8 protein-coding genes are annotated in these 14,022 nt (G+C 37.5%); 3 read left to right on the plus strand and 5 right to left on the minus strand.

Annotated elements, in window-relative coordinates; genetic code table 11:
* Window positions 1-137: 137 nt before the first annotated feature.
* The 3 genes from uxuA to AC27H3_RS00300 all read right to left on the minus strand — a co-directional run bounded on the left by uxuA (window position 138) and on the right by AC27H3_RS00300 (window position 4,459).
* On the minus strand, window positions 138-1,334 hold the full coding sequence (uxuA, locus tag AC27H3_RS00290; protein ID WP_487102859.1) for a mannonate dehydratase: 1,197 nt from the start codon (window positions 1,332-1,334) through the stop codon (window positions 138-140).
* Between the two features lie 683 nt (window positions 1,335-2,017).
* Complete coding sequence (locus AC27H3_RS00295; protein WP_487102860.1) at window positions 2,018-3,094, minus strand: class I mannose-6-phosphate isomerase; 1,077 nt, start codon at window positions 3,092-3,094, stop codon at window positions 2,018-2,020.
* Between the two features lie 123 nt (window positions 3,095-3,217).
* Entirely contained in the window at window positions 3,218-4,459 is a 1,242-nt protein-coding gene (locus tag AC27H3_RS00300; protein WP_487102861.1) for an Nramp family divalent metal transporter, read from the minus strand.
* An 830-nt stretch (window positions 4,460-5,289) separates the two neighbouring features.
* On the opposite strand from AC27H3_RS00300, the gene AC27H3_RS00305 reads away from it, so the two are divergent.
* Window positions 5,290-8,370, plus strand: a complete 3,081-nt coding sequence (locus tag AC27H3_RS00305; protein WP_487102862.1) for a TonB-dependent receptor — start codon at window positions 5,290-5,292, stop codon at window positions 8,368-8,370.
* A gap of 336 nt (window positions 8,371-8,706) precedes the next feature.
* Here the strand turns inward: AC27H3_RS00305 and AC27H3_RS00310 are convergent, their stop codons facing one another.
* Entirely contained in the window at window positions 8,707-9,474 is a 768-nt protein-coding gene (locus AC27H3_RS00310) for a FadR/GntR family transcriptional regulator (RefSeq protein ID WP_085304289.1), read from the minus strand.
* Between the two features lie 541 nt (window positions 9,475-10,015).
* On the opposite strand from AC27H3_RS00310, the gene AC27H3_RS00315 reads away from it, so the two are divergent.
* Window positions 10,016-11,497 carry a mannitol dehydrogenase family protein gene (locus tag AC27H3_RS00315; protein ID WP_487102863.1) on the plus strand — a complete coding sequence of 494 codons (1,482 nt, stop codon included), beginning with the start codon at window positions 10,016-10,018 and terminating at the stop codon, window positions 11,495-11,497.
* Between the two features lie 128 nt (window positions 11,498-11,625).
* Window positions 11,626-13,821, plus strand: coding sequence for a heparinase II/III domain-containing protein (locus tag AC27H3_RS00320; RefSeq protein ID WP_487103517.1), 2,196 nt, complete (start codon window positions 11,626-11,628; stop codon window positions 13,819-13,821).
* On the opposite strand, the gene AC27H3_RS00325 is transcribed toward AC27H3_RS00320, so the two are convergent.
* Window positions 13,822-13,965: a hypothetical protein gene (locus AC27H3_RS00325; protein WP_487102864.1), complete on the minus strand. Its 144-nt coding sequence runs from the start codon at window positions 13,963-13,965 to the stop codon at window positions 13,822-13,824.
* Window positions 13,966-14,022 lie beyond the last annotated feature (57 nt).

The raw sequence follows: 14,022 nt of genomic DNA on the forward strand, positions 1-14,022 counted from the left end.
ATTTTGCTTGGACATTGAGTTTGGTATGAGTAGATTCAAATCAAGCGAGTTTTCTATGTACGACATACAAAAAAACCAAAGCAAAATTGCTTTGGTTTCAGTTTCAGTTTCAGTTTTTTATATCACTAATACTATTATTAACTTACTTGGCTAAGTGCCTTAATAACACCTCTAATTTCGGCTAGGCCTTTTAAGCGACCAATGCACGAGTAACCTGGGTTACCGGGTTTGTTAATGTCATCTAGTATTTGATGTCCATGATCAGGTCTAATAAATATCGGCGCACTATTTTTATTGTCAGCACGTGACTTTTCTTCACTCAATAATGCTGAAATTATTCCCACCATATCAACGTCGCTAGATAAATGCTCAGCTTCATAAAACGAGCGTTGTTCATTTTTGTCTCTACTAACGCCACGCAAATGAGCAAAATGAATACGCGCACCATATTGCTTAGCCATTACAGGAAGATTGTTATCTGGACGACTCCCATAAGTACCGGCACATAAGGTGATTCCGTTTGCAGGACTTGGCAGCTCAGAGAATAAGATATCTAAATCTTCTGATGTACAAATTATGCGAGGTAGGCCTAACATATCTCTTGGTGGATCATCAGGGTGTATGGCTAATTTAACCCCTAACTGCTCCGCTTTTGGTAACACCTGTGATAAAAAAGCGAACAAGTTTTTTCTTAAAATATCTTTTGTAATATCTTTATAGTTCGCCAACATACTTCTAAAATTATCGATGTTGTATGCGTCTGTCATTTTACCTGGCAAACCAGCAATAATATTATTAGTTAACAGTGTTTTTTCATCTTCAGACATAGCCATGTAAACCGCTTTGGCTTGCTCTAACTCTTCAGCTGAGTAATCGGATTCTGCATTTTCTCGTTTTAATATATATAAATCAAAGGCGGCAAACTTTTGTTGATCAAACCTTAGTGCATAACCACCATTGGGCAGTTGAAACTTTAAATCGGTGCGAGTCCAGTCGATAACCGGCATAAAGTTATAGCATATAGTTTTAATACCACATTGAGCTAAGTTTTCCATTGAAGCTATCCAAGCATCAACGTAGCGCTGACTGTTGTCGCGACCTAACTTAATATCTTCATGCACAGGTATACTTTCAACAACAGACCAAATTAGCTCAGATTGCTCATTGTTACCTTGTTCAACTAACGCTTTATGGGCCTGAATTTGATCTAACGGCCATACTTCCCCAGTTGGAATAGCATGCAAAGCGCTAACAATATCTGTAGCACCAGTTTGCCTGACATCATTAATTGACACAGGATCATTAGGACCAAACCATCGCCAAGCTTCACGCATTATTTTATCTCCACATCATTATTCATGATAATTTCTTATTTATTTAAGACACTTAAGTAAGTGTCTAACGCTAATTGTTTAGTTCGCTATAAAGCTAGCTTTCCCGTACATGTTGCACTAAAACTTTATACAGAACTTAGCAAGACTTAAGTAAATTTAAGGTGGCAAATATGCTTCTTTGTAATTTAAGTAACCAAATTAAATGAAACACTTAAACCGCCAATTAAATCTAAACTGCAACTCATTACTTTTGTAGCACAACCCAACAGGCCAGACCAATAAAGCAACTCAAACCCACTACATACTAATCACCACCAGTATTTTAAGATGTTACACACTACATATTGGTAAGTCCAATTTAAATTACAATTGGTAAAGTATATATTGCGGTTGTCGATAAAAATAGATCGAGTATTTTCAAGCAGTTTAATACTGCTGAAAACTTAGTATGAATCTAGATTGTTGAATATTAGGTTAAATTAAATTTAGATGGGCGAATAGGTTTACAGTAAGCGGCGCTTGCTTAGATAACGAAAATGATACTCTGAAAGTTAAATAGGAAAAGCAATGTTACTCCTAAGTTTACAGCACACAATATCCCTGTTTTAAACCATTAACGAATAAATTAATAAAAATATTCGCTAATGGTTCGCACATACACTGATATTATTGAGTAAGTACGCTTAGCTATTTCCAGGGTAACATTCGAGAACAGACATACCTGAATCACTTTGATATTCGAACTCAGAAACGCCTGCAGGGCAGAAGAAACGGTCCCAGCGTTTAAGCTCGGTAACCTCGCCGTTAATAATGAATGTGCCTGAGCCCTCGGTCACAATACCATAGAAAAATTCATGCTCATTGCGCTTAAAGCTTTTTGAAACTGATGCACGTTTAACAGTAAAACATGTTGTATCCTCAGCACCTATAAGCTCTTCAAGACTATTATCATGCTCGTCTGAAATTAGCACTTTAGGTATGCAACGAAACTCTGCATCTATTTTTTCAGGCGGAACGGGCTCGAAATTAAAGACGTCTAATGCGGTTTCAATATCCCTGCCCATAAATCTTGCTTGCTCTGGTATAACATAACCACAGCGTTCAAATTCAAACCTTACAGCAAGATCAGAAGGCTCCATAATTTCTAGCATAAGTATCCCCTCGCCTAATGCGTGAGGACGTCCTCCAGGTAATAAAAACACATCACCTGGCTTAACAGATATGCGATCAAAACAACTTTCTATTGAAGCTATATCTTGCGTTTCTATCCAGGTTTTTAATTGCTCGCGACTTGGCGAACGCTGAAAACCTGCATATATATAGGGATCAGCGATATCTTCTCGGGTTTGCAGAATAACATAAGCTTCAGTTTTACCACGCGGCATACCTAATCGCTCTTGCGCAAACTCTCGTGTTGGGTGGGCTTGAAAATGCAAACGTGTAGAGCTATCAAGATATTTAACCAGCGGAATATCATCTAATGTGCGCATAGAATCGCCATGACACCCTAAAAAGTAAGCTTGGTTTTCTTGTAATAAATCACGAAATGGCACTGGCTGCCCTGCTTCATTATCGACCATAGCTAAGCCTTCTGAGATATGTTCACGCCCCACATTACGTGCTTCAACGGTTGAACCTATCCAGTCTTCTGGAAAACTTGTGTCTTGTGGTGACTCTTTACCTTCAATCGAATCAAGTAGTTTACCACCTTGGTAAGTACGCCAAACACGATTCGCATTAAATTTAATAATTTTATTCATTGTTTATATTCCACTTAAATTTTTACAGAAAGCACTTGTCGGGCATTTGAATATGTCGATAAAACAAGTACTGAAGATTTCATTTAAAAGGGCGAACACTGAATGGCGAGCCCGTTTCACATACTAAAGTGCTTGTAACGTAGACATAATACCGTTGAAACTCATATAACTCATAACGATGGCAAAAACGAATATCAGCGAAAGTATAATGTTGGTTACCGTTGAAAATTTATACATTCCCATCAGTGAGCTCTTATTACCAATATAAAAAATACATCCCACAGTTGCAGGTAATAATAAAGCGCCAAAAGCCTGAGAACTCACCATAACGGCAATCGGCTTAACACTAAAAATAGGCACAATTAAACCTAAGCAAGAAATAACTAAGGCAATAACACGATAACTCGTACGCTTTAAATTAGGTTTACGTTGATGAAAGTCATCTAATAACCAAGGTAATAATGCCACATTAGGAAACTGAGATGATACGCCAGCGGCTATAAGGCCTATTGTAAATATGGCCACGGCAGCTGCGCCTGCTAAAGGCTCTAATAAATAAATCATTTGTGTTACGTTGGTTAACGTTATGCCTTTTACAAATAATGAACCTGCCGCTGCTGCCATGATTGACGTACTTACAATAAACATAAGAAAGGCAGAAAACAAAGCATCCCTATTTTGAGTTTTTAAGTCAGCCATCGTCCAGCCCGCTTCTTTCACTAAGATGGTTCTTAATATAAACAAGCCAGAAAACACAGTCGTACCAACCATTGATGCAATAACTAAAAAAGAACTTTTATCTGCTCCCGTGTCAGGAACGTTTGGTACCATACCATTTAATATTTCAATTGCAGGCGGCATTAAAATTACAAAGTTTATTAAAAAACAGACGGACATTATAGCGACAAAAATCGCCAATACTTTTTCAAATACCTCTGTCTTACCAATCAAGAAAATAATATAAACAAAGGCAATAAAGAATAATGCGAAATACACGGCTGAAATACCACCATCAATAAAGCTCTTTGACCACTCATAGCAAACATCGGCTAGTATTCCCATTACACCAATAACGCTACCGCAAATTTGCGTGGTAAGTGCAACAATAAAAAATATAGCAACGCCAGGATGAATGTGCTTTTTAAAAGACTGCAATGCTGTTAAACCGGTTACTAAAGTAAACTTGCCAAATAAGTTAATTAAAAAGTAAGTAATTGCACAAGAGATAAAAATGGTCCACAACAATGACATACCATAATCTGCACCTGCTTTAGCCATAGCGGTAACACTGCCAGTGCCAACAGTAAAACCGAACAAAAATATTCCCGGCAATAACGACTTAAAAAAAGTTTTCATATTATTCATGTTGAGTCTTTACCTAAAGTTAGAGTGAATTAAAGGGCATATTCATTAAGGCATTAAATTTCATGCAAGCCCATTACCTTGTAGTTACTGATAAATACTGACGGGATATTTATTGACACATCAGAACATATTTATTCATAACACCTAGTCAGCTTAAAAAAGCCCATCTTAGGTTTTTATAAGTTAAGTATTATTTATTGAGCCATTTCGCAATTAAATGAATGAGCATATCTATATAAATAATTAAATAGCACACCATATATATCATCACATCGAACTCAACATACGACTTACAGTCATCAAAGCTAAAGCCTCGAAAGAAGCGTTTCATGCTGTTCAATAATTATTTACCCAAGACTATTGATATATACCCACTTGGTCAACCAATTTATGTTGCTGGTTAAACAAAACACCAAATTCGATTGTTTTTTAGACCAATAAAATATATGGAAAATAACAATTAGTATAACAATGGAATAAATAGATAACTTACAAAAACACATGCCTTATTTGAAAAAGGTCAACAGCAACCAAACAAAACACATAAATACAATAACTTAAAAAAACCTAAAATAACAAAATAACCAAGCGGTAATAATAAACCTGCCAACTGGTAAGTCCAAACAGTTAATTTTTTAACTTTTTTGTATAACCAAAAGATTGACCTTTGCTGCTTTTATTGTAACTATCTATGCTAATTCTTTTTGAGTACTTGATATTTTTACTTTCAGGGAGTTTGCAATTCTAGGGGACGACTTTAATTAACTAAAGATGTGGCTTTTGAGATGTTTGCAAAAATAATTTTCAAAAAAACTACACAGGGGAAATCTATGAGACAACAATTATCTAAAATAACTTTAGCGGTTCTTTCAGCTACCTCGCTGACTTTTGCAGCATCAGTTGCTGCACAAGAAACAGAAGCTGAAGCACAAGCTAAAAAATCAGTTGAAGTAATTCAAGTGACCGGCATGCGTAGTTCACTGACAAGCGCGCTTGCAGAAAAACGTGATACAGCTAACCTTGTCGAAATTATTATGGCAACTGATATTGGTAAATTACCTGACCAAAACCTTGCAGAGGTTCTTGAGAACGTAACCGGTATTCAAATTACAAGAACAGCAGGTATTGGTACCGGTGTTCAAATTCGTGGTAGTAACTCTAACCGCGTTGAAATTAACGGTGCATCAACGGTAGGCTCAGGTGCTGGTCGTAGCGGAATGAATTTTGAAGATCTTTCTGCCGCGATTATTGCTGGTGTTGAAATAACAAAATCCCCTGAAGCTAAAACGACTGAAGGCTCGGTTGGTGGTACAGTAAACTTACGTACAATTCGTCCACTAGAGTTATCAGAAACATTAGGCTCTATTCGTGTACAAGGTGAAGACAGTAGTTTAACAACTGATGGCGTTCAACCAAGAATATCTGGTGCTTACGGTGATAACTGGGAGCTTGATTCAGGTAAATTTGGTTTTGTCATTAGTGGTAGTTACACTAAACAAGAAGCCACGTCATTCCGCCCTCGTGTTGACCGCGACGGTAGTCTTGTTGAAAATAGAAATGCTGATGTTACTCGTTACAACAGTAATGGTGTTGCTGTAGTTGAAGATCAAGCTGCAGACAGACCAGTTGCACAAGATTATGACTTTCTTGGTATCCAATTCTTAAACCAAGAATTAGAAAATTTCGAATATGAAACAACTAACGTTGCAACCACTTTTGAATTCGCTCCTAACGATAACATGAAGTTCTTCTTCGATGCTATTATTACTGATCAAGAGCGTCGTCAAGAAAGTACACGTGTTCAAGCATCAGGTGTAAGTAGTGTACTTAACTACACTTTACCTAGTCAGTTTGAAACGATTGACTTTGGTTCACTTGATGGTGTTGACTTAGGCAGCATTCAAGCAGCATCTCGAGGCACAATTCAGCCAATAAACTCAGAAGATGATGATGATCCAAACCTACGTTTTAACAGTGATACCGGTGCACGTGTAACAGATACACAAGTATTTAGACTAGGCGGTGAATGGCAAGGTGATAACCTATTTATCAGCGCTGAGCTTTCAACGGCAAGCTCTGATACTGAAACACCATCTTTAAATACCCAGTTAAACTTTATTAACCCTAACCCATTAACACCACTCGATGGTTCAAGTAACGATAACAGTGTGCCATTTATTTATGACTTAACGGGTGGTTCATTAGCTTTTGGTATCGACTTTGCTTCACCATTTGCACCAACGGTTGCTAATTTGTTAGATCCTAATAATGTCGTACTTGACCAAGTAGATATTAGCCGTAGCACAACAGAAAACTCTGAAGACGCTTTTCGTATCGACTCTACTTATTATGTAGATGATAGTATTGTTACATCTGTTGACGTTGGTTACCGCTATAACATAACCAAGCATGATTCAGTTAAGATAACAGACCGCATTGGTGGTTTCAGTAAAATGATTGATAGCCCGAATGGCTCTTTATTTTCCGATCTACTTGTAGCAGGCCCAAGTCACTTTGGTGATGCTGACGGCAGAGAATTAGCGCTTAGAAATTTCCTAATCGTAAATCCTGATTTAGCGTTTAATGACCCCAGTCTTGTTATATCTACGTTAGAAGCAGCTTTGTTAGCGCATCGAGCTGAGCAAGAAGCATTAGGCGTTACTTTCCTTGATAAAGATGGTAACTATATACCTGTCGATGTTTCTAATTTAACTCCTTCAGATACAGCAGCATTTAGTATTGAAGAAAAAACGCATGCTTTATATGCGCAAGCAAACTTCGAATATGAAATGATCCGCGGTAACATTGGTGTACGTTATATCTCTACCGATATTGAGTCACGTGCTAACAGTGTTGTTAATGGCGATGTAATTCCTACGTCAAATGAAGGTGATTATAGCTACACGCTACCTCGTTTAAACTTAGTTGCCGATGTTCATGATGACGTAGTACTTCGTTTAGGTTGGGGTAAAGACATTCTTCGCCCTAACTTTGGTGATTTAAATACTTCAGTATCATTCGGTACTAACGAAAACCAATCAGTAGAGATCGGTAATGCCGCTTTAGAGCCTGAAGAAGTAACATCATTTGACCTTTCAGCTGAATGGTATTTTGCTGAAGCTGCTGTGGTAAGTATCGGTTATTTCAATAAAGAGCGTTCTAACTTATTTGTGACTAAATTAGAAAGTGCGATTATTCAAGCAAATGGCTGGCGTGAAGCAGGTCCTACTTGTGCCGGTGGTGGTATTTATAACCCAGCTGTTCAGCCAAACGCGATAGGCGATCCAAACACTACTGGTTTGTGTGTTGATGTTGAAACTAAATTAAATGATTCAGCAACCACTACGCAAAAAGGTATTGAGATGGCGGTTCAGTATGACCTTTCAAGCTTTGAAGAAGACTTAGGTTGGGCATCTGGTTTTGGTATTGTTGCTAACTACACAATTCAAGAATATAGCGGTGGTTCGGCTTTCTACACTTCTGCAACACGTGGTACCGATATCTTTAACGCAATTAACGGCGTTTATGATAGTGCACAATTTGTTGATGTAACATCTGACCGAGGTCTATTAGACTTTTCAGAAAATGCTTACAACGTTGCTGTTTACTACGAAAAGTATGGTCTTTCTGCTAGATTACGTTACACATGGCGTGAAGCGTTCCGCACAGAAGATACTGCTGCTGGTGCTAGCTTGAACTCTACATTAGGTTTCCCTGTTGTTACACACGACAGAGGTCAGCTTAACGCGAGTATTAGCTATGACGTGAATGAAAACTTAAACCTTGGTCTTGAAGCTGTTAACTTAACAGAGTCAGACATTACACAATCTTGTGTTAATGAAGGCGCTATGCTTTGTGCTCAAGGTATTACTGACCGTCGTATTACTTTTGGTGCTAGCTACAGATTCTAAACGAAAAAAAATGGCGCTGTATTGTTTAATATCAGCGCCAAGTTTAGGAGTATAGCGCTAACGTTTGTTGTTTTATAACGTTAAAGCAAGCCAGTCTAAATAAGCCATTAACGAGTCTCTGTACTGGTTGATGGCTTTTTTTATCAATAGTAATTAGCTAATTGCACTATTGGGAATTAAAACGATTAGCGTTGAGGCATGGAGCTTTGACTTTGATCAGTTTGGTTTTTCTTAAGTAGGAACTTAACACCGCTAGTTTTTATCTAACGATGCTGATTAATTGAAGTAAAGAAGCGGAGTATATGTTTAGATTTCAGCTTAGATTTGCTAATGCGTTTAAATAAGCCCCCTTGTTTTACTCAATCTTTCTCGGCTTTTAATCACTTGTTTTCGAGCCGCCTCTACAGCTTCAACCTCTGTCGCTTGTAAAATACCATCGATAACTCGCATTAAATGTTCGCGCATTAAAGTTCGAGCCGCTTTAGCATCACGTGATTTTAGAGCTTCATATATTGCTCTGTGTTCATCAACAGAAGGTTTAACACCACTCTCTCGCACAGTTTGATACATGCGCTTGGTTAATGCTGAACTGTCTCGCTCATCCCACAGCCCTTCAATAACAGTACTTATAGCACTATTGTTAGTCGCTGTTGCAATAATCATGTGAAATCTTTTGTCAGCAGCTTCATGACTATCTAAGTCACGCTTGTTTTCACTTGCCATCTCGTCAAGCGTTTGTGCAAGCTGGGCTAATTGTTCATCTGTTATCATAGTAGCAGCAAGTGCAGCTGCTTCACCTTCAAATAATGCTCTAGCTTCAGTTAGTTCAAAGGGGCCAACATCTTTATCTGAAAAGCGGCTTTTTCTTTTGTTACTTTCGATAATGTAGACACCAGAGCCCATACGCACTTCAACATAACCTTCTAACTCAAGTGCTATAACCGCTTCACGAATAGTGGGTCGGCTAACAGTAAACATTGCCGCTAAATCACGTTCAGCAGGTAACCGCATACCAACCGTATATTGTTCAGTCTCAATGAGAGTAACGAGTTTCTCAGCCACTTGTTGATATAAACGCGGGCCTTTTGCTGGCGATGACTTCATAAAATTATATTCACTTGCATTTAATGCACCTAACTGACCAATATAGGAATGTAGATGACCAGTTTTAGAAAGATAAATTATAATACAGAATATAATGTCAGTTTTATATACGTCATCGCATATTACTGTTAGCTATTTAAGCAGGCCTGCTAAGTAAAATTCTCGCATTTATAATGCAATATTTGGTTTAGCTTGCAGGATAAAAGCTTATTGATAACAACTTACTTGTCTTTTTACTTGATTAAGATTGGCTGTATTTCAACGCCCTACATTGGTAAGTCCAAATAAAAACATAAAACAAAAACCTAAAACATTGTAATTTATAAAGATAATTACACAACCCTGCTATGCAGAATAACGAGTTACAAATAACACAAAAATAAACTGGTAAGGCCGATTACTTTTCGTTTATTATAAATGAAGTTAATATTTATATGATGAACAAAGCTTCTGCAAATTAGATAAATATGTTGTTCATTAAAGTGGCAGTTATAACTAACTAACACCTAATCGCTTAAAGCAATACAAACAAGAGAACGATATGAACTTAGCGTTAAATCAATTAAATTTATCTCAAGTTGCCAGTAAAACAGAGGTTTCTGTTCCGCAATACGACAGAGAAAATACTGAAATTGGTATTGTTCATCTTGGTCCTGGTGCTTTTCATCGTGCTCATCAAGCGGTTTATACTGAAAATGCACTAAATTTATCTGGCGGCAACTGGGGTATTTGTGGCGTTTCACTTCGTAGTGCAACCGCACGAGACGTTTTAGCCGAGCAAAACAATTTATATACTCTGGCAATTTTAGATAAAAATATTAGTTATCAAGTGATCGGTGCCGTAAAGGAACTACTCGTTGCAAGCGAGCAAACACACGAAGTAATTACGCGTATGTCTGCAGCTACTACAAAACTTGTTACCTTAACAATTACCGAAAAAGGCTATTGCTTAGCCGCAGATGGTTCTTTAGATTTAAACCATAACGATATTAAACTTGATTTAGCAAACCCAAGCGCTCCTACTAGCGCGATTGGCTTTATTGTTGAAGCGCTCAAAACTCGTCAATTAAACGGTATTAGTGCCTTTAATGTGCTCAGTTGTGACAACGTTTCAGGAAATGGTGACAAGTTACGCCGTGCAGTTTTAGATTACGCAAATCAACTTGATGCAAACCTTAAAAGCTGGATAGAAAACAATGTTGCCTTTCCAAATGCCATGGTGGATAGCATTACACCTAAAACCGAAGATTACACTATAGAGTCGGTATCTAAAGCCGTAGGTATGCAAGACAATTGGCCGATTCAAAGAGAAGAGTTTACCCAATGGGTTATTGAAAATAACTGGCAAGGTGAGCGTCCAAACTGGGCAGCTGTTGGAGTTATATTTACCGACGATGTTGAAGGGTTTGAAAAAGCAAAGTTAAGATTGCTGAACTGCCTACACTCAACGTTAGCCTATGCAGGATCTCTAGCTGGCTTCGAGACAGTATTTGACGTTACCAGTGACAAAGGCTTTTATCAGTTTATTAGCAAACTTGCTTCAGAAGAAATTATTGGCTCTTTTAATCCACCAAAAGAATTAAATGAAGAGCTTTATAGCAAAGATATTATCCAACGCTTTTTAAACCCTAACATTCGTCACTTATTAGCTCAAATAGCCTTCGATGGTTCACAAAAAATACAAATGAGAATATTACCAACCATCGAAGATAACTTGCGCCTAGGTCGATCAACAACATTACTTGCTTTGTCATTAGCTTGCTGGTTTGAATTTATTTGCCAAGCGCTAAAGTCAGCTAGCGAGATAGTTGATCCCATCGCAAGTACATTGGCCAACATGCCTCAATTAAAAAGTAATGACGTAATCGAAGTTGTTGAAGCTTTTTTAAGTATTGAGTCAATTTTTGATCAAACATTTAGAAGTAACACACAACTTAAAACCCAATTAGCTAACAGTTTAACCGCGTTACGTCTTGGCGATATCAAAAACATTAGCAACATTGTAGATAAATTGTCTGCTTAAAAAGTAGCTTTGATTGTACTTTAAGCAATTAGTAATTTTAATTTGAAGAACGGGTATTTATGAAACAATTAAATCAAACCTCATTCACTGTCTTATTGGCACCAAAAAAATGGCTAACCACTATCACCATGGTGTTTTTAGCGTTTATGGCTAACACTCAACTAGCGATGGCAAAAACTAGCCCTAATTTAGTGATAACAGGTGCTGACGTTAAAAATATGCGCGCTGCAATACAAAGTGAGGGCCAATTCAAAAGCACATTTCTTACCAGTAAAGCTTCGGTTGATGAACAAATAACACAAACCATCACTGTACCACAGCCAAAAGATGGCGGCGGTGGTTATACTCATGAACGTCATAAAAAAAATTACAAGTTAATGTACAATGCTGGCATTATTTATCAACTAACCCAAGACGAAAAATATGCTAACTATGTTCGTGACATGCTACTTGTTTATGCTGAGCTTTATCCTACATTACCCCTTCACCCGAAAAGAAAAATGGGTAAACAAAGCCCTGGCAAACTATTCTGGCAAAGCTTAAATGAAGCAATGTGGTTGGTTTATACTAGCCAAGCTTACGACTTGGTTTTACCTTCGTTAAATACCGCAGAAAAGGATAAAATCGAAACAGGTTTATTTCGCCCTATGGCTAAATTTTTATCTGTAGAGTCACCTCAAACCTTTAACAAAGTGCATAATCACGGTACATGGGCAACCGCAGCCGTTGGTATGACAGGTTATGTACTAGGTGAGCAAGAATGGGTAGAACAAGCGCTTTATGATCTCGAACTATCAGGCGAAGGTGGCTTTTTAAAACAACTAGACGAGTTATTTTCACCACAAGGTTATTACAACGAAGGTCCTTATTATCAACGTTATGCGTTAATGCCTTTCGTTACTTTCGCTAAAGCAATTCAAGCTAACCAGCCTGAACGTAAAATTTTTGAATACCGTGATGGCATTTTATTAAAAGCGATAGATACCACCATTCAGCTAAGCTACAACAAGTTATTTTTCCCTATTAATGACGCGATTAAAAGCAAAGGTATTGATACGATTGAATTAGTTAACGGTGTTGCCATTGCTTATGGTTTAACAAATGATGCCGGCTTCCTAGATATTGCTAAACAGCAAAATGAAATTATATTAACCGGCGATGGCTTAAAAGTGGCACAGGCATTAGACCAACAGCTTGAAAAACCTTATCTGTTTAAATCTGAAGCGTTTGGTGATGGTAACGACGGTAAGCAAGGTGCTTTGGTAGTTATGCGCCAAAACGTTGCTGGTGAACAAGCCGTTTTATTTAAGCCTACAGGACAAGGTTTAGGACATGGCCATTTTGATAAACTTACTTGGCAGTTTTACGATAAAGGCGCTGAAATAGTATCAGACTACGGTGCTGCAAGATTTTTAAATGTTGAAGCTAAATTTGGTGGTAGATACTTACCTGAGAACCAAACGTGGGCAAAGCAAACGGTTGCTCACAATACCGTAGTGGTTGATGAAAGATCACACTTTAACACCAATGTTAAAGTGGGTAATGCTAATCATCCTGAGTTATTGTTTTTTGAAAAAAATGACCACGTTATAATGAGCTCAGCAACCATTGATACTGCTTACGAAGGTGTAGAGTTAAAGCGCACAATGGCGTTAATTAAGCTGCCGTTAAAGCATAAATCTGGCTTAGAACAATCGCTAGTGGTTGATGTATTTGATATAAAATCAAAAGCAGCACATCAATATGATTTACCTGTTCACTATAAAGGTCACTTAATTAGCACTGATTTTGCGTTAGACACGCAGCTGACAAGTTTACCTGTTCTTGGTAAAGAAAATGGTTATCAACATTTATGGTTAAAAGCACAAGCACAACCCAAAGCAGGTTTATCTCAGATTACTTGGCTAAACGATAATGGCCGATTCTATACTAGTTCAGCGGTTATGGATGGTGATTCAACTATCATGTTTACTCAAATTGGCGCTAACGATCCGCTATTTAACTTGCGTAATGAAAATGCTTTTATCAACCGTAAAACTCATGCTAAAAACCATACTTTTGTTAGCGTGTTAGAACCTCATGGTGAATATAATCCATCAAAAGAGTTTACGATTTCAGCGGTCAGTTCAATTGAACAGCTAACGCATAAGAAAGTTAACAATATTGACGTAATTGAAATTAGCCTTGTTGGTAACCAACACTATGTATTAGCCTTTAATTCAGCTGAAAGTATCAAAGCAAAGCAATTAAACAGCTTTTCACATAACGGTGAAAACTATCAATTCAATGGCCGCTTTAAATTGTTTACCCTAACGAATAAGTAGTTAATCGTTAACGTAATAATCAGCAAAAGCTACGAATACCCAAAGTAGCTGTTGCTGATTATATTCTTTTTTAGTAACAACATCTCTGCGTTTACCCCCTAAAATGCTGCCAATTTTTTTCAGCATAATATCGAAATAAAACACGTTTATTTACTTAAAATCTTGTCTGTTGCTTTAACCACTTAGTTCTATATTATTCGA

Source organism: Colwellia sp. NW0002-52-1 (genome assembly GCF_057550865.1).